This is a genomic window from Streptomyces sp. C36 (assembly GCF_040932295.1).
Classification (GTDB): domain Bacteria; phylum Actinomycetota; class Actinomycetes; order Streptomycetales; family Streptomycetaceae; genus Streptomyces; species Streptomyces triculaminicus.
Window position 1 is genome coordinate 15,297 of sequence record NZ_JBFQGI010000015.1, and the last position, 21,317, is coordinate 36,613.

A 21,317-nucleotide genomic window follows, 5' to 3' on the forward strand; every position below is an offset into this window, starting at 1 on the left:
AACATCCCGGTCCGAAGGGCGGTCCGGCGGCCGCCGCGGAGGGCCCGGAGGCGGCCCCACGGCGGCCCGGACGCCTAGCGCAGTGGGGCCACCGAGCCCTGTCCGGGGTCCTGTCCGGGCCCGGCCGGGGGCCGGGCGGGGCCGGTGCGGTGGACGCCGGGCTTGCCGCCCGGCTTGGCGTCCCCGGGGTCGGAGCCGCCGCTCGTGGCGAACCAGCCGCCCACTCCGGCGGCCGCGGCGAGCGCCACGGCCGCGGCGCCCAGCTTGATCCGGCGCCGCCGGGCGGCCTCGGCCCGGTTGCGGGCGGACCCGGCGCGCGGCTGGCCGGGCGAGCGCGGGGCGCGCGCCGTGCCGTGGGCGCCGCCCGCGAGCTCCTCGGGGCCGGGGACGCGCATGCTGGTGTGCGTGTCGCGGGACGAGTCGGAGACGCCGCCGGGCACCAGCGGGACGGCGCCGCGCCGACGCGGCTCCACGACGCCGGGCGAGGCCGCGGCGGACTCGTACGGCCCCTCGCGCTCCGGGCCCGCCGCTTCGGGCTCCTCGTCCGGCTGCTCGTCGATGTCGAGCGGCGGGATGCCGGCCAGTCCGGGCAGCAGCTCGTGCAGGCGGGCGGCGAGCTCCGAGGCGCGCAGCCGGGAGGCGGGCGCCTTGGCCAGGCACTGGACGATCAGCTGCCACAGCTCGTCGGGGATGCCGGGCAGCGGCGCCACGGTCTCCGTCACGTGCCGGCGCAGCACCGCGCCGGGGTGGCCGCCGCCGAAGGGCGTGAAGCCCGCCAGCAGCTCGTACAGGACGGTGGCCAGGGCGTAGACGTCGACGGAGGCGCGCGGCGGCAGGCCCTCGATGATCTCGGGGGCGAGGTAGTCGGGGGTGCCGATGACGCTGCGCTGGCCCGGCGAGCGGCCGCCCGCCGTGTCGCCGGAGCCCGCGGGCCGCTCGCGGGCGGGGCGCGGGAAGTCCACGAGGCGGGCGATGCCGAAGTCGGTGAGCAGCGCGGGGTGCGCGCCGGCGGGGCCGAGCGGGCCCTGCATGTCGAGCAGGACGTTCTCGGGCTTGACGTCGCGGTGGATGATCCCGGCGGCGTGGGCGGCGGCGAGCGCGTCCGCGACGTCGGCCACGATGGCGACGGCCGCCTCGGGCGCCAGGCGCCGCTCGCGGTCGAGGCGCGTGCGCAGGTCCGTGCCGCGGATCAGGTCCATGACCAGGGCGAGGTCGGCGCCGTCGACGACGAGGTCGCGGACGCCGACCACGCGGGGGTGGTCCAGACCGAGGAGGGCCGCGCGCTCCTGCACGAAGCGGCCGACCAGCTCCTGGTCGGAGGCGAGATCCTCGCGCAGGAGCTTGATGGCGACGGGCCCCTCGGGGCCTTCGCCGAGCCACACCGTCCCGGCGCTGCCGCGTCCCAGGACCTGGTGGGCGGTGTACCGGCTGCCGATCTTCCGTGCCAAGACTGTTCCCCGACTCCTCCGTCATCCGACAGACGCACTGGCGACCAAGCTACGCGTCTGACGGACCGTTGGGGACTCCGATTCGCCGCCAACCGCCACTTCTGCGGCAGAAAACACCCGTCAGGTGTCGACAAATCGACAGACATCGGGAGCCCGGCACGACGGACTATTTGGCCTCGGAACCGACGTTCGAGATCCAGTCCTTGAGGTCGGTGACCCAGTCCCAGGTGGCGTCCCAGAAGCTCTTGCCGTCGGCGACCCAGTCCTTGAGCGGGGTGAACTCCCACACCAGCCAGGAGCCCACGACCAGCACCAGGATCATGAACAGGCAGCCCTTGAGGCAGCCCAGCCCCGGGATCCGCATCGGGTTCGCGCTGCGCTGCCGCGGCGGGCGCGGCTCGCGGCGCGGAGCGGGGGCCGGCGCGGGGGCGGGCGGCGGGGTGTACGGCTGCGGCTGGGGCGGCTGCGGCGTGTGGTGCCGCTGGGGCCGCCGGTCCGGGCGGCCCTGCGGGGCGCGCGGCGGCGCGTACTGCTGGGGGCGCGGCTGCGGCTGAGGGGCCTGGGCGGGGTACTGCTGCTGCCCGTACCCCTGCTGTCCGTGCTGCTGCCCGTACTGCTGGGGCTGCTGGGGCGCGGGCCCCGGGCGGCGGGCGGGACGGCGGCGCAGCGGGTCCTCGCTCGGGTCGAGGTACTGCACCTGCGTCTGGTCGTTGCGGTCGCGGGCCGCGCGCATCTGGGTCTGCCACGGGTGCGGGCTGTCGCCCTGCTGCTGGTCCGGGCGGCCCTGCGGCGGGCCCGGGGGCACGGGCGGCATGGCGCGCGTGGGATCCCCGCCGCCGTACGCGCCGGGGCCCCCGGGCAGCACCTGCGTGGGGTCGGCGTTGGGGCCGGCGCCGTGGCCGGTGCTGTTCATCACGCTCGTCGCGGCGTTCGGGTCGTACGAGCCGGGGGCGACGGGCGGCAGCATCTGCGTGGGGTCGGCGTCGCCGGAGCCGGCCGCCGGAGCGGCGCCCAGGCCCGTGCCGGGCACCTGGGCGGGCTCGGGGTCCGGGGCGAGCAGCGCGCCGACGCCGAGGGCGGCCTCGGCCTGCGCGGGGGAGGCGTGGACGCCGACGCCCGCGGCGACCACGCGCAGGGCGCGGGCGAGGTTCTCGGCGGACGGCCGCTCCTCGGGCCGCTTGCTCAGGCAGCGCTCGATGACCGTCCACAGCGGCTCGGGGACCGTCGTGGGGCGGCGCGGCTCGGCGCTCAGGTGCTGGTGGAGCACCTCCAGCGCGGTCGCGCCGGCGAACGGCGGACGGCCGGTGACCAGCTCGTACAGCAGGATGCCGGCGCCGTAGATGTCGACGGCGGAGGTCTGCGGGCGGCCCTCGGCGGACTCGGGCGCGACGTAGGCCGGGGTACCGACGAACTCGTGGGTGCGGGTGAGGCCGGGCGAGTCGGCCAGGCGCGCGATGCCGAAGTCGGTGAGCATCGGGTGCATCTGGCCGCCGTCGTTCTTCAGCAGGACGTTGGCGGGCTTCAGGTCGCGGTGGACGATGCCGTCGGCGTGGCTGGCGGCGAGGGCGTCGGCGATCTGCGCGGTCAGCAGCGCGGCCGCGACCGGGGTGAAGGGGCCGTTCTCGCGGAGGTAGCGGTGCAGGTCCGGGCCGTCGACGAGGTCCATGACGAGCGCGAGCAGGTCGCCCTCGACCACCAGGTCGCGGGTGCGGACGATGTTCGGGTGGGTGAGCCGGAGCAGGACGGACCGCTCGCGCAGGAAGCGCATCACGACGTCCGCGTCGTTGGCCAGCTCCTCCTTGAGGACCTTGATCGCGACGGTCTCGCCGGGCTGCCCGGCCACCGCCGCCTCGGCTCCGGCCGACTCGCGCTGGCGTGCTCGCCAGACGGTGCCCGTGGCCCCGCGTCCGAGCGGCTCCTCGAGCAGGTATTTGCTGCCTACCGGCCGCACGTCATGCGCTCCCTGGTCGTGATGCGAGCTCTGTGATCCAAGCTCTCCGAGGTGTTCGGCTTCGCGCCCACTGTAGTGCCGCCTCCCGGACCGTCCGTCCGGCGAATCCGGTGGGGCTTGTGGGATAGACGCGGGGCGCGGGCGGATGGTTGCCGCGCGTCGGAAGCTCTCGTAAATAACGGCAAGAAATAGGTCGAGAGCGGACAAGCGGTTAAAGAAATCAGCCAATGGCGACCGTGGGATGCGAGCTTTCCGATACTCGGATGGTCGTTCAAGATCACGAATCGGCTCTCGCCGGGCGCGTCGTCGGCGGCAGGTGCGAGGATGCTCGCAGCACGGATGCGGCGGGGAGGGAGCGGGAGGCCCCGCGCGAACGTGGTGACCTGTACGTGCCGACGCGCCCGTGCGCGGTGGGGGTGGCTTCAGTCCCGGCCCCGCCGCACACCCGGGGCAGGAAGGGACCGTTGACGGCGATGCAGATCCGGCTGACCGTCCTCGGGCCGCTCAGCGGCCACACCACGTGCGCCTGCGATGTGCTCGTGACCGCCCCCACGGGGACCGCCCTGGCGGCCGTGGCGAGCGGCCTCGCGACCGCCGTCGCGGCGGCCGGCTCCGACCTCGGCAGCGGTGCCGTCGTGGTCCACGCCGGCGGCGAGCGCCTCGACCCGCAGCGTTGCGCGCTGGGCGAGCCGCCGCTCACGGACGGCGCGGTGCTCTCGCTGGGCGCCCCCGCCGACCCCGAGCGGCACGCGGGCGTGCTCCACTCCGGCGTGCCGGAGGCGGCCGCCCGGCTGCACGTGGTCTCCGGCCCGGACGCCGGCGGCGTCCACCTGCTGCACGGCGGCGAGGTCCGCGTCGGCCGCTCGAGCTCCGCCGACATTCCCCTGGACGACCCCGACGTCTCCCGCCTGCACTGCGCGGTGACCCTCGCCGACGACGGCACCGTCACCCTGCACGACATGGGCTCCACCAACGGCACGCTGCTCGACGGCGAGGCCGTGGACGGCGAGCCCGTGCCACTGCCGGCGGGCGCTCTGCTGCGGGTCGGCGAATCCACGCTCAGCCTGCACGGCGCCGGCTCCCCCGACGGCTCGGGGCCCGGCGTCCTGCCGGCGGTCCCGGACGGCGAGGGGCACCTGCGCGTGGGGGCGACGCCGGACGCCGCCCCGGCGCAGGGCGCCTCGGGCACGCTCCCGCGCGCCGACCGGGGCGACGGTGCGCCGGGCACGGCCTACGGCGAGGGCACCTGGCACGGCGGCCCCGGCGCGGGCCACCCCCCGGCCCCTCCCACCCCCACGCCCGCCCCGGCGGGGGCCGGCGCCACCACCAGCGCCGCCGGGTACGCCGACCTGGGCACCCCCTCCGCCCCGGCCGCGGGCCCCGAGCCGGCCGAGGGCACCGAGCCCGGCGGCAAGCGGCGCGGCCGCGGCATAGGAGCCTGGGCCCGCCGGCTGACCGGCGGGCTGACCGGGCGCGACGCCGACCGCCGCCCCGGCGACCCGGCCGTGGAGCAGCGCCCGGCCGACGACGACCCCGCCGCGAGCGGTCCCGCCGCCTCCGGCGCGGTCGCGCTGCGCGAGCGCTGGCCGGACCCGGCGGCCGTCCTGCTGACCGCCCTGGGCCCGGGACCGCGGCTGTGGGAGCGCGGCCCGGACCACCCCGACCTGCTGACCGTTCGGCTGGGCACCGCCGACCGCTACCGCGCCGACGGCGGCGGCCCGCTGCCCTCCGTGCCGGTCACGGTCGGGCTGCGCCAGGCCGGGTCGCTGGGCCTGGCCGGTCCCCGGGCACGGCTGTCCGGACTGGCCCGGTCCGTGCTCGCCCAGCTCGCCGCGCTGCACGCGCCCGCCGCGCTCGAGTACGTCCTCATCAGCGCCGACCGCGCACGCCCCGCCGAGGAGCGGCTGGCGGAGTGGTCCTGGCTGGGCTGGCTGCCGCACGCGCGGCCCGCGCACGGGCAGGACTGCCGCCTGCTGCTGGCCTACGACCGCGAGCAGGCCGAGGCCCGCACGGCCGAGCTGGTCCGCCGCCTGGACGACGGCCCCCTGGGCACCAGCTGGCCGGGCGCCTCCCCCGAGGTCGTCGCCGCGGCCGCGGGGCGCCACCGCGGCCCGTACACCGTGCTGATCGTGGACGGCGATCCCGGCTCGGCGGGCCTGCGCGAGACGGTCGCCCGGCTGGCCGTGGCCGGCCCGGCGGCCGGCATCCACCTGCTGTGCCTGGCGGACGCCCCGGCCACCACACCCTCCTCCCCGGTGTCGGCGACCCTGAAGACGGCCGCGGCGGCCTCGCCCGCCTTCCCGCACTGCGGAGCCGTCGCCCTGCTCAGCGGCGACGTGGCCACGGTCGTCCAGGTCATCCGCCAGGTGCCGGAGGCGGCCCCGGTGGCCGGCGGCCAGGGGCAGCCGGCCCGACGGCCCGCCACGGACCGGAACGCCGGCGGTGCCGAGGGCGCCGCCGGGCGGCCGGACATCGCCGCGCTCGACGCCGTCTCCGCCGCCTGGGCCGAGAGGTTCGCCCGGGCGATGGCGCCCCTGCGGCTCGCGGACACGGCCGGGGCGTTGCAGGGCTCGCGCATCGCGGCGGCCCTGCCGCGCACCGCGCGCCTGCTGGACGAGCTGGGGCTCGCCCGCGCCACCCCCGCCTCGCTGACCGCCCGCTGGGCGGCCGCGACCGACCGGGGCGCCCGCCCCGGGGGCCGGGCCGTCGCCGTGCTGGGCGCCGGGCCGCACGGGCCGCTCACGGTCGACCTGGCGGCGGACGGCCCGCATCTGGTGGTGCACGGCGGACGCGGCAGCGGCAAGACCGAGCTGCTGCGCTCGCTCGCCGCGTCGCTGGCCGCCGCCGACCGGCCGGACCGGCTCTCGCTGGTCCTCGTCGACGGGGCGGCCGCCGAGCGCGGGGAGGGGCTGCGGGTCTGCACGGACCTGCCGCACGTCTCCACCTACCTCGCCGCCTCCGACCCGGTACGGATGCGGGAGTTCGCGCAGGCGCTGAGCTCGGAGCTCAAGCGCCGCGCCGAGCTGCTGGGCACGCTCGACTTCTCCGGCTGGCACGAGCGCGACACCGCGGCCTCCGCGCCGTCGGTGGTGGCTCCCCGCCGCCCGGTGGAGCCCTCCTCCGGCGACCTCGAGACGCCCTCCACCGGCACCCTGAAGCTGCGCACCCAGCGCGGCGGTCCGGCCCGCACGGCCGAGACCGCGCTGCCGCGCCTGGTCGTCCTCGTCGACGACTTCGACGCCCTGGTCGCCCCCGCCCTGGGCGCCACGGGCCGGCCGGCGGCCGGTTCGGTGGTCCGGGCGCTGGAGTCCGTGGCCCGTGACGGCGAGCGGCTGGGCGTCCACCTGATCGTCGCGTCGGGCCGCCCGGACCGTACGGCCGACACGGCGGCGGTCGAGCGGGCCGGGCTGCGGGCGACGCTGGAGATCGCGCCGGCCGACGCCTCCGCCGCGGAGCCGGACGGCACGGGAGCGGGCGAACCGGCCCCCGGCCGGGGCCGGCTGCAGCGCCCCGACGACGCCGCGACCATCCCCTTCCAGGCGGGCCGGGTCACCGGCCGCATCCCGCGCACGGCCACACAGCGGCCGACGGTGGTCCCGCTGGACTGGCAGCGCATGGGCGACCCGCCCACCCGGCGCCCGTTGCGCGAGCTGGGCAACGGACCGACCGACCTGGCCCTGCTGGCCAGCGCCCTGCAGCGGGCGGCCCAGTCCGCGGCCGCGCAGGCCGCCCCGCCGTTGCTGTGACCGCGCCGCCGTCGTCCCGGCTGTCGTCGCCCCCGCCGTCGCCGTGACCGCGCTGCCGTCGCCCGTCTGGCAGCGCGTCACATCCCGGTCACGATCGGCTCGTTAACCCCGGAGACGGTATTGCGGTGACCTGACACCGGGCGTAGGACTGTCGCACGGGAGTGCGGCCGTACGCAGGGACAACGCACGGCGCGGCCGTCAACGGGGACCGGGCACGGGAGGTACGGGCCATGCGCAGGGCGACACGCACATCACCGACCGCAACACCATCCACCCGCGCCATACGCGGCGCGCTCTCCCTGGTCGTGGCGGGGGGCCTGGCGCTCACCGCGGCCGGCTGCGGCGGCGATGACGGCGGGAAGAAGGGCGGCGCGAGCGGCGAACCGGTTCCCGGCAAGTCCGACGTCATCCCCCACACCGTCCAGCTCCCCAAGCTCGACGGCCAGAAGCTCAAGGTGACCGCCGTGTGGACCGGCGCCGAGCAGAAGAGCTTCACCAAGGTGCTGGACGAGTTCGCCAGGCGCACCGGCGCGGAGATCTCGTTCGTGCCGAGCGGCGACGACATGTCGGCGTTCGTCGGCTCGAAGGTCGCGGGCGGCGATCCTCCGGACGTCGCCATACTGCAGCAGCCGGGCGTGCTACGGGAATTCGCGAAGAAGGGCTGGCTCAAGCCGCTCGGCGCCGAGGCCAAGGCCCAGCTGGAGAAGAACTACGCCAAGGGCTGGCGCGACCTGGGCGCTTCCGAGGGCAAACAGTACGGCGTGTACTTCAAGGCCGCGAACAAGTCCCTCGTCTGGTACAACACCAAGATCTTCGAGGCGGCGGGCGCCAAGGAGCCGAAGAACTGGCAGGAGTTCCTGCGCACCGCCCAGGCCATCGCCGACTACGGCGTCGCGCCGGTCTCGGTCGGCGGCGCGGACGGCTGGACGCTCACCGACTGGTTCGAGAACGTCTACCTCTCGCAGGCGGGCCGGGAGAAGTACGACCAGCTCACCCAGCACAAGATCAAGTGGACGGATCCGTCCGTGAAGGACGCGCTGACGACGCTGGCCCAGCTCTTCGGCAGGAAGGAGCTGCTGGCGGGCGGCAACGACGGCGCGCTGCAGACGCAGTTCCCCGCCTCGGTCAGCCAGACCTTCAGCGGCGGGGAGAAGGCTAAGGCCGCCATGGTCTTCGAGGGCGACTTCTCCGTCGCCACCATCACCGGCACCAAGGCGAAGATCGGTACGGACGCCAAGGTCTTCCCCTTCCCCGCCGTGGGCAGCCGCTCCCCGGTGGTGACCGGCGGGGACGTGGGCGTGGCACTGAAGGACGGGCAGGCCGCCCAGGCGCTGCTGACCTTCCTGGCCTCCCCGGACGCGGCGGGGATCTGGGCGAAGGACGGCGGCTTCGTCTCGCCGAACAAGAACCTGCCGCTGACCGTCTACCCCGACCAGGTGATGCGTTCCATCGCCAAGGCGGTGGTGGCGGCGGGCGACGACTTCCGCTTCGACATGTCCGACCAGGCTCCCGCCGCGTTCGGCGGCAAGCCGGGGCAGGGCGAGTGGAAGCAGCTGCAGGACTTCCTGCGCGACCCGAAGGACGTGGAGGGCACCCAGCAACGGCTGGAGACCGACGCGGCCAAGGCCTTCACGGGCTGACGGGGCCACCGCCGTGACCTCCGCGACCGCTCCCCCGCCCACGGCCGGGGAGCGCCCGGCGGCCAGGACCCGGAGCGTGCTCGGCACGCGCCCGTGGATCGCCGCCTGCTTCCTGCTGCCCGCGCTGGCCCTGCTCGGCGCCCTCGTCGTCTACCCCATCGGCTACTCCGTCTACCGCAGCCTCTTCGACGCCTCCGGCGACGGCTTCGTCGGCGTCGACAACTACCAGGAGGTCTTCACCGACGACCGGATCCGCACGGCCCTGAAGAACAACGTCGTCTGGGTCGTCGTGGCGCCGGCCGTGGCCACCGCGCTGGGCCTGATCTTCGCCGTGCTCACCGAACGGGTGCGCTGGGGCACGGCGTTCAAGCTGGTCGTCTTCATGCCCATGGCCATCTCGATGCTCGCCGCCGGCATCATATTCCGGCTGGTGTACGAGCAGAATCCGGACCGCGGCGTCGCCAACGCGGTCTGGGTCGGCATCCACGACACGTTCGCGGCCCCCGCGCCCTACCCGGGGGCACGGCCCCGGCCCGCGGGCGAGCTGGCGGCGAGCGACGGCGGCTCGTACACCACCCGGGACGTGGTGCGGGCGGGCACGGCCGTCGCGCTGCCGCTGGTGGCCGTGAAGCCGGAGGACGTCGGCGGCGCGAAGGAGGCGATCCCCGCGCGGGACGTGGCGGGCAAGGTCACCGGCACCGTGTGGATGGACTTCACCCGGGGCGGCGGCGGTACCGCCGGGAAGATCGACGCGGGTGAGAAGGCGCTCGCGGGAGTGACGGTGGAGGCCGTCAAGGACGGCCGCACGGTGGCCTCGGCCACGACCGACCCGGACGGGACGTTCACACTGCCCCCGGTGGCGGACGGCGCCCGGCTGCGGCTGCCCGCCGCGAACTTCGCCACCGCCTACAACGGTGTGGACTGGCTCGGGCCCACCCTTGTGACGCCGTCCATCATCGGCGCCTACATCTGGATGTGGGCGGGCTTCGCCATGGTCCTCATCGCGGCGGGCCTGGCGGGCGTGCCCCGGGAACTGCTGGAGGCGGCACGGGTGGACGGTGCGAACGAATGGCAGGTCTTCCGGCGGGTGACCGTGCCGCTGCTGGCGCCGGTGCTGGCGGTCGTGGTCGTCACGCTCATGATCAACGTGCTGAAGATCTTCGACCTCGTCTACATCATCGCCCCCGGCTCCAGCCTCGACAACGCCAACGTGCTGGCCCTGCAGCTCTACCAGTCCTCCTTCGGCACGAACGTCAACCAGGGCGTGGGCAGCGCCATCGCCGTCTTCCTGCTGCTGCTCGTCCTGCCGGTGGTGATCGTCAACGTCCGGCGGATCCGCAAGGAGAAGGAGGGCCGGCGATGAGCACCACGCGCGTCACCCCGACCGCGAACACGGTCGTACGGGCGGAGCAGTCGCTGCCGGCCCGCATAGCCGCCCGGCTGGGCGGCGGCCTGCTGCGGGTCTTCCTCGTCGTGGTGGGGCTGTTCTGGCTGATGCCCACGGTGGGGCTGCTGCTCTCCTCGCTCCGCGACAAGTCGGACATCGCGGCGTCGGGCTGGTGGCAGGTCTTCGCCCACCCGGCCCAGCTCACGACGGAGAGCTACAACACCCTCTTCTCCAACGACAAGGTCATGCAGTCCCTGCTGACCACCGCCCTGATCACCATTCCGGCGACCGCGCTCGTGATCCTGATCGGCGCGCTCGCGGGATACGCCTTCGCCTGGCTGGACTTCCCCGGCCGGGACTGGTGGTTCATGGTGGTCGTGGGGCTGCTGGTGGTGCCCGTACAGGTCGCCCTCATTCCGGTGGCCAAGCTCTTCAACACCCTGGGCATCTTCGAGTCCACGGTGGGCGTCGTCCTCTTCCACACCGCCTTCGGCCTGCCCTTCGCGGTGTTCCTGCTGCGCAACTTCTTCGCGGAGATACCGCGCGAGCTGCTGGAGGCGGCCCGGCTGGACGGGGCGGGCGAGCTGCGGCTGTTCACCCGGGTGGTGCTGCCGCTGGGCGGGCCCGCCATCGCCTCGCTGGGCATCTTCCAGTTCCTGTGGGTGTGGAACGACATGCTGGTCGCGCTGATCTTCGCGGACAGTGGCAACCCCCCGATCACCGTCGCCCTGCAGCAGCAGGTCCGTCAGTTCGGCGACAACGTCGACATCCTCGCCTCGGGCGCGTTCCTGTCGATGATCGTGCCGCTCGCCGTCTTCTTCGCCTTCCAGCGCCAGTTCGTGAGCGGGGTGATGGCCGGCGCCGTCAAGTGAACCGGCGGGGCGGCGCCCCCCGCTAGCGGCGCACGTAGAGCGACACGGCGCCGCCGCGTACGAACACGGTGGACTCCTCCCGGTACAGCGCGCCCAGCGCGGTCGTCTTGGCGAACTCCTCGCGCTGGGCGCGGAACCACGGTGTGCCCACGGTGGTCGTGTCGGCCACCACCCACACCCGCTGCCGCGCGGGCAGCCCCCGCAGCCGGGCCCTCAGCTCGTCCGCCCCGACCTCCTCCCCGAAGAGGGTGCCGGAGGCGGCGGGCGTCCTCTTGAGCGTGAGGTCGCGCAGCCCGGTGAAGTCGCGCGGGTAGGCCAGGGATATCCGGCGCTCGTGCAGCGGGAGGAACAGCACCGCGTCCCCCGGCCGGGCCACGCGGCCGACCGCGGAGGCGACGCGGGCGAGCTCGTCGCCCCGGCTGCCCGGCATCCGCTCCCGTTCGTGGAAGGGCAGCTGCCAGACGAAGGCCAGGGCGATGGCCGCGACGCCGGCCGCCGTCGCCACCCGCCGCCACGGCAGGAGGCCGAGCAGCCGCTCGGCGCCGGCGGCGGCGAGCAGCGGCAGCCCCGCGAGGCAGAAGAGCAGATAGCGGTCGAGGAAGAGCGGCTGCCGCTGGGACGCGGCGTACAGCAGCACGGGCGGGACGAGGACCAGGGGCAGGGCCACCGCCGTCAGCCCGAGCGGCCCCTTGCGGGGCAGGGGGGCGACGATCGCGACGGCCGCCAGGAGCAGCGTGACCACCACGACGGCCTCGCCGGGCCCCGCGAAGGCGTACAGCAGCGCCCTGGCCTGCTCGTAGCCCGGGGTGCGGATCCACGAGACCTGTTCGCTCTGCCGGCGCGAGAGCACGACCAGCGGCGCCAGCAGCCCGCAGGCGGCCACCGCCGCGCAGCCCCAGCCGCGCCACACCCGCCCGGGAACCCGGGAGACCAGCAGGGTCACGGCGTGGGCGGCCAGCAGCAGGACGGCGAACTCGTGGAGCAGCGCCGTGACCGCGACCACCGCGCCGTAGCCGGCCCAGCGCCCGTACCGGCGCGGCCCGCCGCCCTCCCCCGGCGTCCCGTCGACGGCCCGTATCAGCAGGCAGGTGGCCAGCGCGGCCCCCGCCGCGACCAGGGCGTACGAGCGGCCCTCCTGGGCGTAGTGGCTGACGAACGGGGTGACCGCGTACAGCAGTCCCGCCCACAGGCCCACCCGGGGCCGGGCCAGGCGGCGGCCGAGGGCGGCGACCAGAGCGGCGGTGGCCGCGGCCGCCACCACGGACGGCAGCCGCAGCGTCGTCTCCCCCGCGCCCAGGGCCGCCAGAGGGTGCATCAGCAGGTAGTACAGGCCGTGGACGGCGTCGACGTCCTCGAGCAGGCGCCGGATCTCCGGCAGCGAGCGGCGCGCCACCTGGAGGGTGGCCGCCTCGTCCCGCCACATGGTGCCCCGGTCCAGCCCCCACAGGCCGAGGACGAGCATGACGGCGGCCGGTACGACGGTCGCGAGCGGCGCGGCTCCGCCCCACCCCCGTCGCGTCACAGCGGCCGTCGCGGGCCGCTCCCACGTCTGTTCATCCGCCCGTTCGTCCGCTCGTTCCCGCGTCCGTTCCCGCGTCCGTTCGTGTTCCCGTTCCCTCACCATGCGCGCCCCTCCCCTGCGCCGGTCCTTCGCCGGCCCGTCCGGCCACGCGGACGAGCAGAATGCCCTGATTGACACTACTTATTCGATAAGACTGTGTTTTGTGACAGTGAACGGGAGCGGAATCCTCACCGCACGGGTCGGCGTGATCGTCATCGGCTACAACGACGCCGCGCACATCGGTCACGCCGTACGCTCCGCGCTCGCCCAGGGTCCGGCCGTCGCCGAGGTCATCGCCGTGAACGACGCCTCCACCGACCGCACCCGCGTCGTCCTGGACCGCATCGCCGCCGGCGAGCCACGCCTGAGGGTCATTCACCGCCCCGTCAACAGCGGTGGCTGCGGCACCCCCCGCAACGACGGCGTCCGCGCGGCCACCGCCCCCTATGTGATGTTCCTGGACAGCGACGACGTCCTGCCCCACGGCGCGGCCGCCGCGCTCCTGGACGCGGCGCTGCGGCACGACGCCGCCGTCGCGGCCGGGCTGTGCGTGCGCCGGGAGCTCCCCCGGCGGCGCGACACCCCCTGGCAGGCCCCCCTCTACCGGCGGCCCGCCGTCCACGACTGCCCCGAGGGGCACCCGGCGCTGCTGCGCGACACCCTCTGCGTCAACAAGCTCTACGCCCGCGCCTTCCTCACCGGGCACGGCATCGCCTTCCCCGAAGGGGCCTTCCGCTACGAGGACTTCGTCTTCACCGCCCGGGTCCTGGCGGCCGCCCCTCGGGTGGCGACCGTCCCCGACACCGTCTACATCTGGCACGTACGGCGGGACGCGGACCGCCCGTCGATCTCCCTCGACCGTGAGCGGGTCTCCAACTGGCAGGCCCGCGTCCGCGCCCACCAGCACAGCGTGGAGGTCTTCCGCGAGGCCGGCAGCGCACCGCTGGCCCACGCCGCGCGGGTGAAGTTCCTCGACCACGACCTGCGCATGTACGTCCGGGAGCTGCCCGGCCACGGGCCCGGCTACCGCCGCGCCTGGTGGCGCGTGGCCCGCGACTGCCTGGCCTCCTACGACGAGGCCGACCTGTGCGCCGCCCGCGCCCCGGCGCGCTGGATCGCCCGGGTCGTGCTGGCCACGGCGACGCCCCGCGACCTGGAGCGCCTCGCCCAGCTCGCCGCCCGCCCCGCCCGGCTGCTCCCGCCGTACGCCGAAGCGGCGGGCCGGGCGGTCTGGGCGACGGACCTGCCGCAGGTCCTCCTCGACGGCCTCACCGGACCCGGCGCCAAACCCGCCCGCCGGCTGCCGGTCACCGTGGACGCCGAGCTGCGTCCACGGACGGGCGCCCGCACCGAGCTGCGCCTGTGCGTCCACGACCTCTACGGGCGCCTGACGGCGGCCCGCCCGCACACCGTCGACATCGAACTGCGGCTCAGGGACGGCAAGGCCGTGCTCGAACACACCGTCCCGCTGGCCGCCGACGACTCCACATGGGAAGCGGAGCTGAACCTCGACCTCGCCGAGCTGGCGCGGCGGGGCCGGCGCCCCGCCGACGCCCCGCAGGCCTGGGACATCCGCGTGCGCATCCACTGCACCCACGGCGGCATCCTGCGGGCCGCCGTGCGGGCGGCCGGCGACGACATGCGGCCGGTCGCGCTGCCCAGCGCCCGGCACGGACTGCTGCTGGCACAGCCCTACGCCACCGGCGGCGGATCGCTCGCCCTGCGCCTCGCGCCCGGCGTGCGGTGCGCCACCGGCGTCGCCCTGCGCAGGCTGCGCCGCCGGGTCCGCCAGAGCACACCCTGGTAGGAGGCGCCCTGGCAGGAGACGCCCTGGCAGGAGACCTCCCGGGTCGGCGGCACCTCGCGCCGGCGCGGCCACCCCGCACCGCGCGCACACCGCCGGCAGCGCCCTCTTCTCCCGCTTCTCCCGCCTCACCGGTCGATCTCCTCGAACAGCGCCTCCCACCGGTCCAGCACCGCCGGGAGCGCCAGCGGCGCGACGTGCGCTCGCGCCGCCCGCCCGTAGCGCTCGCGCAGCGCGCCGTCGGCCATCAGCTCCTCCAGCGCCACGGCGAACGCCGCCGTGTCGCCGTGCGGGACGAGCGTGCCCGTGCGGCCGTGCGCGACGAGCTCGCGTACGCCGCCGGACAGGTCGAAGCCGACGCAGGGCACCCCCGCCGCGGAGGCCTCGGCCAGGGCCATGGGGCGCCCCTCGCGTTCGCTGGTGAGGGCCAGGACGGACAGCTCGCGGTAGGCGGCGGCCATGTCGCGGACGCTGCCCCGAAAGCGCACCCGGTCGCCGATCCCGCGCCGGACGGCTCTCGCCCGCAGCTCCGGCTCGAGCGGGCCGTCGCCGAAGAGGTGCAGCTCCCATCCGTCGTGTCCGGCGCAGGCCGTGGCGAAGGCGTCGATCAGCCGGTCCAGGCGCTTGACGGGATCGAGGCGGCCGACCGCGCCGACGCGCCGGGTGTCCAGGGGCGCGGGCGCGAGCGGGGTGAACGGCAGCGGGTTGGGCATCACCGCGGCGTTCGGCAGCCGCCGGCGGCGGAACTCCGCCGCGTCCGCCTCGCTGAGGAACAGCGCCTTCTCCAGCTCCGGGTAGTGGCGCAGGATCAGCTGGAGGTTGACGGACGAGCGGGCCTGCAGGAAGGACTCGTGGTACTGGCCGATGGCCCGCAGCCCCGGTGGCCGGGGCACTGCCTCGAGCCAGACCGCCGCCCAGGGCGAGCCGATGACGACATGGCCCTCCCGCGCCGCCGCGAAGCGCCGGGCCAGCCGCCGCCGGGCGCGGTCGCGCTCGGCCCGTTCGGCGTGGGCCTCGCGCAGTCGTGCCGGGTTCAGCCGCTCGGAGAGCGAGGCGGCCTGCCAGGGCGGGGGCGCCGGCGTGCGGTAGAGCGTGGTGCGGCGGTACGCCGGGTCGGCGACGTAGGTGTGCGGTTCGGGGCTCGGCCGGATGCCGATCAGCTCGACGGCGTGGCCGCGCTCGGCGAATCCCTGGGCGAGCGTGTGCAGCACCCGCTGGGAGCCGCCCATGGAGTCGACGTCGATGCCCACGAGGATGAGGTCACGGCGGCTCATCGGGGGCTCCCCTCGAAGAACAGGTCGACCACGGCCTTGCTCGCCCGCCCGGTCTCCAGCGGGTTGAACCTCTCCTGGAACGCGGCGTGGGCCCCGGCCCACTGCTCGCGCACCGCCTTCAGGTCCTTCAGCGCCGCGGCCAGTTCGCCGGTCGTGGAGAGCATCGGGCCGGGGGCGATGTCCGCCAGGTCGTAGTACGTGCCGCGCGAGACGGAGCGGTAGTTCTCGTAGTCGTCGACGTAGAGCAGGATGGGGCGGCCGAGGTTGGCGTAGTCGAACATCACCGACGAGTAGTCCGTCAGCAGCGCGTCGGAGGCGAGCATCAGGTCGTTGAGGTCGGTGAACTCACGGCCGTCGCGCACCGCGTGCCCCAGCTCGCGGGGCACCGTGAAGCGTTCGTAGTAATGCGGGCGGACCACGACCATCCACGCGTCGCCCACTGCGTGGGCCAGCTCCTCCAGGTCCACCCGCACCGACTCCCCGCTGCCGCGCGCCCCGTCGCGGAAGGTGGGGGCGTAGAGCAGCACCGAGCGTCCGTCCGGGATCTGCAGCCGCTCGCGGGTGGCGGCGGCGCGGTCGCGCTGCTCGGGGTCGTTCCGCCGCACGAGCACGTCGTTGCGGGGCAGGCCGGTGCGCAGCAGCTCGCCGCTGTACTCGTTGGCGCGCACGAAGGTGCGCTCGAACTCCTCGCTGGGGGCGATCAGCGCGTCCCAGCGGTTCACCATCTCGCGGTGCTGCCGGCGCCGTTCCGGGGCGGCGAGGCGCAGCTCGGGGATGTCGAACCCCATGTGCTTGAACGCCTGGCCGTGCCAGGTCTGCAGATAGCGGGTGCCGGGCCGCTTGGCGAAGAGCGCCGGGAAGCCGTGCGAGTCCACCCAGTACCGCGCGCGGGCGACCGTACGGACGTACTCCCAGCTGCCCCGTCTGATCAGCTCCACGCCGTCCGGGTAGGAGGAGGGGCTGCCCGTGTAGGACCACACGGCGCGCAGCGGGAGGCCGCGCCGGCACAGTTCCTCGTGGATGTAGCGGGGGCTGTCGGCGTAGCCGCGGCCCTCCAGGGCCTCGAAGACGACGAGTTCATCGTCGATGGGGAGCTTCTGCAGCTCGTGGTAGGCCAGGGCCTTGGCGCGGGGGCCGGTCATCCTGCGGGTCAGCCGGCGGGCGCCGCGGCTGACGGGGGTGAGGTGGGGCGCGGCGGCCTCGACGCGGCCCAGGGCGCCCGCGCGCTCCCAGGTGAGCTCGAGCCGGCCCGCGCCCCGCCCCTCGCACGCCGCCCGGATCTCGTGCCGTCCCGCCCGGACGCGCAGCGGGGTCAGGCCGGCGGGGGCCAGCAGCGGGTCGGTGCGGGTCAGCCCCAGCCGGTCCAGTGTGATCACGGGGTGGCGCCGGCCCCGGAATCCCTTGAGCCCCATGGGTACCTGGGACAGATCGAGCTCGACGTCGGCGGTCCGCACCGCCGGTCCCCGCTCCGCGCCGGGAGGGTCCTGGGCGGGCGTGTACCGGAAGGGCACCGCGAGCGGCTCGCCGGCGGCGGCGACGCGCAGCTCGGCCGTGACCGGCACCCGTCCGGCCAGCAGCCGGGCCGGGTCGTACGTGCTGACGGCGATCCGCAGCCGGGCGCCGGCTCGCTCGAGCGCGGTCACCTCGTGCCGCAGCGGGCCGGTGGTGAACGGCTGCTCGCCGAGCCGCCACGCGCTGATGTCCAGCGCGGCGGCGGCTCGCGCGTCCTCGGGCGGTGTCCGGCCCCAGTAGGTGCGCCCGGCGTCGTCCACCACGGTGTGGCGCGGGGCGAGCCGGGGGCGGTCGAGGGTGCGCGCGCATTCGGCGGCCTCCTCGAGCCGTCCACGCGTCAGCAGGTACTGGCAGATCCGCTGTTCGCGCGGGAGGGCGTCGAAGGCCTCGGCCGGGATGCCGGCCAGACACGGGGCTACGGCGGCGGCGAACTCCTCCGTCCACCGGGGGTCGCGGAAGGGCAGGTCGCCCAGGTGGAGTCGGAGGTCGTGCCTCAGGAACTTCGCGTCCTTGGCCGGCCTCAGGTCGGCGTTGCCCGTCTCCTCCAGGAAGTCGTCGACGAGCCGGGCCGCCCGGATGCGGTCCGCCACGTTCTGGATCTTGTGCCGGCTGGAGGAGATGGACGGCCCGGCCGCGGGGTCGCCGGCGAGCCGCCAGGTGTAGACGGGCCAGGGCACCACCGCGAAGGCGCGCGCGAGAGTGAAGGCCTTGGCGGTGAACAGCTGGTCCTCGTAGTGCAGGTCTTCGGGGAAGCACAGACCGTGCCGGTCGATGAAGTCGGCGCGGTAGAGCTTGTTGGTGGAGAGGCTGTCCGTGAAGTACTCGGGGGCCGCGCGGATGCCCTCGACGACGCGGACGTCCTCGAAGAGTTCGGGGTACCACAGGCCCGTGGTTCCGGTCTCCTCGAAGAGGCGGGTGACCTCGCCGGTCACGAAGTCGGCGCCGGTCTCCTCGGCGGCCAGCAGCAGCGATTTGCAGGAGTGGTAGGGGAGTTCGTCGTCGCTGTCGAGGAACATCACATAGGGCGCCCGGGCCGCGGCGATGCCGGCGTTGCGCGGTGCGCCGCACCCTCCGCTGTTCGACGCGAGCCGCAGGCCGCGCACTCTGGGGTCGGAGCCGGCCAGCTCCCGCACGACGGACGGCGTGGCGTCCGTCGAGCAGTCGTCGACGACGATCACCTCGAGGTGGCGCAGCGACTGTCCGAGCACCGACCGGACGGCGCGCGGCAGCCTCGGGGCGTCGTTGTAGACGATCACCACGACGCTGACGTCGGGGGTGCCGGCAGCGGCGGCGGGGAAGGCTTCACCGGCAGGGGGCAGGGGCTCAGCCGTGGCGGGCATACGATCACCTCACTTCCGGTCGGGCAGTGACTCGGCGGCGTCGGCGGTGGCCGACTGTCGATACTTAGAGTAATCACCGCTACGCACAGTAACCAAACCCCCGATCCGCCCGCGGATTTCTCCCCGCCAGGCCGCCAGCGCCAGCACCGCCGCCAGCCCGCCGAACATCACGATGTCCTTGAACGCGTGCCGCTCCGCCGAGTCCAGCCCCGGCCACGGCACCCCTCCCAACTGCGGCACCAGCGGCATCCAGAACCACACCGACCGCACCACCGCCCCCCGCACCACCACCGACGCCACCAGCGACGGCACGACGACCAGCGCGTAGTTGAGGAACGACGGCCGCGACACCACGAACGCCGCCAGCATCAGCAGCGCCCCGCACTCCACCAGCCGGACCCCCGGCTCGCCCCCGCCCCGCCACCGCAGCCCGGCGCAGCACAGCACCGCCACCGCCGCCAGCACGGCCAGGGCGAACGCCAGCGGCTGCGGCACCCCCAGCCGGGGCAGCACGGACGGCCACGCGGCGTCGTACGGGCGCGCGTAGGCGTCCTGCCCGTGCAACAGGAACGGCAGCGTCCGGGTGAGGAACAGCCCGGGCCTGGGCATCGCCGAAGCCGCCGCCAGCGACACCCCGGCCAGGACGCCCACCGCCCACCCCAGCGCCCGCCACCGCCTGGCCAGCACGAACAGCAGCAACAGCGGCACCAGCATCGGCTTGAGCGCGATCGCCGCCCCCACCACCGCGCCCGCCGCCCTCCACCGCCCCCGCCGCGCCAGCAGCAGGGCCGCCGGGAAGGCGACCACCGAGGCCGCCGTCCAGTTGCCCAGGAAGACCAGGCTGTGGAACGGCAGGAACAACGCGATCCCCACCGCCACCGCCGCCGCCAGTCGGCTGTCGGCCCGTACGTCGAAGATCCGCAGCGCCAGCACCGCCCCCGCCGCCACCAGCGCGCCCGTCACCACCGGAACGGCGTAGAACAGCACCCGCTCGGAGAGCAGCGTCTGAGGCAACGCCGCGAAGACGGCCCCCGGCAGATACAGGAACCGCCGGTCCGCGTACGGCGAGCCGCCCTCGAGCAACGCCCGGGCCGCACGCACGACGACAGCGTTGTCGATGCCGATGCGGTCCTTGGCGTACGGGCGGATCGAGCTCAGCACGAACAGCAGCACCGCGGCCGTCAGCACCGGCCACGAGGCCCTGGCGCGCAGCAGGCGGCCCAGACCGTCCGGACGCCCGGAGGAAGCGTTCGAGAAGGCGTTCACCGCTCCACGACCTCCAGCAGCGCGAACCCGCCTGGCCCCCGGGCCGCCGCCCGCAGCGCCGGATCGCCGGGCGGCAGGCCCGCTCCGCCGTTCTTCTGCAGCACCCATCGCACGCCGTACTCCTTGAGGATGCCGAGCCGTTCGGCCCGGGAGGTGGCAGGGGTGAAGTAGCGCCGAGTGGCCTCCCGGCGCCGCTTCTCGTCGGGGAGGAAGGCGTCGGGGTAGGCGGGCGCCACCGTGTACGGGCCGTAGGCGGGCAGCGTGCGCAGCGCGTAGTAGTCGTCCGTCATCACCGTCGCGCCTTTGGGCACCCTCGCCGCCGCCCAGCCGAACCGCGGCCAGAGGGCGACGGCCGGCACGTCGCGCAGCCCGGGCGGAACGGCGTCCTCGCGCAGGACGTACGCCAGCACGCCGGCCTGCGTCCACGCCCCCGCCAGCAGGGCCGCCCCGGTCACCGCGGCCGGCGCCCACCGCCGCCGGCCGGCGCCGCTCGCGGCCGCCTCCGCCACCTCGACCGCGAGGGCGAGCTGGGCGGAGATCAGCACCGTCGGCAGCACCCGCCCCCACGCGTAGTGCCCGCTCACCCATCCGGCGGCGAAGACCACGGCGCCCAGGACGAACAGCAGGGCGAGCGGATCACGGCGGTCGCGCCGCCACCGCACCGCCAGCGCCACCACGCCCAGCCCCGCCAGGCAGAACTTCTGCGCCAGATGGCCGTAGAGCGGCCGGTGGATGGCGTCCAGGCCGCCCCCGCCGGCCAGCGCGAGGAAGGGGTAGTACGGCCAGCACAGGAGCAGCGCCAGCGCCAGCGCGGCCCCGGCGGCCAGCCTCCGCCGCACCGCCGTGCCCGGCCACGGCCGCGCGCCCAGCAGTACGGCCGCCGCGCCCAGCACCGCGACCGCTCCCGTGAACTGATGGCACAGCAGCACCCCGGCCAGCAGCGCCCCCAGCCCCAGGAACCCCACCGGCCCCCAGGCCTCGGCCAGGGCCCGCCGCAGCAGCGCCCACAGATGGAGGGCGAGCCCGAGGGCGAAGGTGCTGGGATAGGCCAGGGTCAGACAGAGAGAGGTGAGGCCCGGCACACCGCTCCACGCGAACAGCCGCACCCCGTACAGCAGCGGCACGCACAGCAGGGCGAGCGGCACCGCCCCCCGCCGGCGGCTGAACGTCCGTACGAAGGCGGCGGTCCCGGTGCCCAGCAGAACGAGGCCGGCCAGGGCGGCCAGCCGCAGCACCGCGAAGGTGCTCCAGCCCCCCGCCGTCGCGACCAGCGCCAGCGAGACCGTCCAGGGCGAGTAGTACGGGCTGTCGGTGTCCTCGTCCACCAGGGGGTTGCCCGGATGGACGAGGTCGGCGCGCAGCCGCTCGAGGACCGCCCCGTGCATGCCGAGGTCGCCGGACCACGGCAGCCGCACCACCATGAGCAGCAACAGGACCGTCAGCAGTACGACGCCGACGGCGGCCGACCGCCGCAGCGCGGCGCGCACGGCGAGGGGCGGGGCGGTCCGGGTCACGG

12 protein-coding genes are annotated in these 21,317 nt (G+C 75.3%); 5 read left to right on the forward strand and 7 right to left on the reverse strand.

The genetic code is table 11. The features are described 5' to 3' along the window. Positions 1 to 74 precede the first annotated feature (74 nt). Both AB4K12_RS30680 and AB4K12_RS30685 read right to left on the reverse strand, forming a co-directional pair. Positions 75 to 1,448, reverse strand: a complete 1,374-nt coding sequence (locus tag AB4K12_RS30680; protein ID WP_368438013.1) for a serine/threonine-protein kinase — start codon at positions 1,446 to 1,448, stop codon at positions 75 to 77. A 166-nt stretch (positions 1,449 to 1,614) separates the two neighbouring features. Then, positions 1,615 to 3,399, reverse strand: coding sequence for a serine/threonine-protein kinase (locus AB4K12_RS30685; RefSeq protein ID WP_368438015.1), 1,785 nt, complete (start codon positions 3,397 to 3,399; stop codon positions 1,615 to 1,617). Between the two features lie 473 nt (positions 3,400 to 3,872). Between AB4K12_RS30685 and AB4K12_RS30690 the strand changes: the two genes are divergently transcribed. The 4 genes from AB4K12_RS30690 (at position 3,873) to AB4K12_RS30705 (ending at position 11,044) form a co-directional block, all read left to right on the forward strand. Continuing rightward, positions 3,873 to 7,145 (forward strand): FtsK/SpoIIIE domain-containing protein, encoded by a 3,273-nt coding sequence (locus tag AB4K12_RS30690; RefSeq protein WP_368438061.1) that lies wholly within the window; start codon positions 3,873 to 3,875, stop codon positions 7,143 to 7,145. Positions 7,146 to 7,375: 230 nt separating this feature from the next. After that, positions 7,376 to 8,785, forward strand: coding sequence for an ABC transporter substrate-binding protein (locus AB4K12_RS30695; protein ID WP_368438017.1), 1,410 nt, complete (start codon positions 7,376 to 7,378; stop codon positions 8,783 to 8,785). A 76-nt stretch (positions 8,786 to 8,861) separates the two neighbouring features. Next, complete coding sequence (locus AB4K12_RS30700) at positions 8,862 to 10,148, forward strand: ABC transporter permease subunit (RefSeq protein WP_368438062.1); 1,287 nt, start codon at positions 8,862 to 8,864, stop codon at positions 10,146 to 10,148. Further along, positions 10,145 to 11,044 (forward strand): carbohydrate ABC transporter permease, encoded by a 900-nt coding sequence (locus AB4K12_RS30705; RefSeq protein ID WP_368438018.1) that lies wholly within the window; start codon positions 10,145 to 10,147, stop codon positions 11,042 to 11,044. The genes AB4K12_RS30700 and AB4K12_RS30705 overlap by 4 nt, the downstream gene beginning before the upstream one ends. Before the next feature lie 22 nt (positions 11,045 to 11,066). On the opposite strand, the gene AB4K12_RS30710 is transcribed toward AB4K12_RS30705, so the two are convergent. Beyond that, positions 11,067 to 12,566, reverse strand: coding sequence for a glycosyltransferase family 39 protein (locus tag AB4K12_RS30710; RefSeq protein ID WP_368438020.1), 1,500 nt, complete (start codon positions 12,564 to 12,566; stop codon positions 11,067 to 11,069). A 202-nt stretch (positions 12,567 to 12,768) separates the two neighbouring features. On the opposite strand from AB4K12_RS30710, the gene AB4K12_RS30715 reads away from it, so the two are divergent. Then, positions 12,769 to 14,412 carry a glycosyltransferase family 2 protein gene (locus AB4K12_RS30715; protein WP_368438022.1) on the forward strand — a complete coding sequence of 548 codons (1,644 nt, stop codon included), beginning with the start codon at positions 12,769 to 12,771 and terminating at the stop codon, positions 14,410 to 14,412. A 125-nt stretch (positions 14,413 to 14,537) separates the two neighbouring features. Here AB4K12_RS30715 and AB4K12_RS30720 read toward each other — a convergent pair whose 3' ends face one another. The 4 genes from AB4K12_RS30720 to AB4K12_RS30735 are packed head-to-tail and all read right to left on the reverse strand — an operon-like array spanning position 14,538 to position 21,315. Continuing rightward, positions 14,538 to 15,683, reverse strand: a complete 1,146-nt coding sequence (locus AB4K12_RS30720; protein ID WP_368438024.1) for a glycosyltransferase — start codon at positions 15,681 to 15,683, stop codon at positions 14,538 to 14,540. Next, positions 15,680 to 18,535, reverse strand: coding sequence for a CDP-glycerol glycerophosphotransferase family protein (locus tag AB4K12_RS30725; RefSeq protein WP_368438026.1), 2,856 nt, complete (start codon positions 18,533 to 18,535; stop codon positions 15,680 to 15,682). Before AB4K12_RS30725 ends, AB4K12_RS30720 begins: the two co-directional genes overlap by 4 nt. A 9-nt stretch (positions 18,536 to 18,544) precedes the next feature. Beyond that, positions 18,545 to 19,801 carry a glycosyltransferase 87 family protein gene (locus AB4K12_RS30730; RefSeq protein WP_368438028.1) on the reverse strand — a complete coding sequence of 419 codons (1,257 nt, stop codon included), beginning with the start codon at positions 19,799 to 19,801 and terminating at the stop codon, positions 18,545 to 18,547. After that, the gene (locus tag AB4K12_RS30735) at positions 19,798 to 21,315 is read right to left on the reverse strand and encodes a hypothetical protein (protein ID WP_368438030.1); all 1,518 of its coding nucleotides are present in this window, start codon (positions 21,313 to 21,315) and stop codon (positions 19,798 to 19,800) included. The genes AB4K12_RS30730 and AB4K12_RS30735 overlap by 4 nt, the downstream gene beginning before the upstream one ends. Between the last annotated feature and the right edge of the window lie 2 nt (positions 21,316 to 21,317).

Bases quoted from the DNA above. Each gene is read 5' to 3' on its own strand.
- AB4K12_RS30690 (WP_368438061.1), top strand. From the start codon at position 3,873: ATGCAGATCCGGCTGACCGTCCTCGGGCCGCTCAGCGGCCACACCACG.
- AB4K12_RS30695 (WP_368438017.1), top strand. From the start codon at position 7,376: ATGCGCAGGGCGACACGCACATCACCGACCGCAACACCATCCACCCGC.
- AB4K12_RS30705 (WP_368438018.1), top strand. From the start codon at position 10,145: ATGAGCACCACGCGCGTCACCCCGACCGCGAACACGGTCGTACGGGCG.
- AB4K12_RS30720 (WP_368438024.1), bottom strand. From the start codon at position 15,683: ATGAGCCGCCGTGACCTCATCCTCGTGGGCATCGACGTCGACTCCATG.
- AB4K12_RS30725 (WP_368438026.1), bottom strand. From the start codon at position 18,535: ATGCCCGCCACGGCTGAGCCCCTGCCCCCTGCCGGTGAAGCCTTCCCC.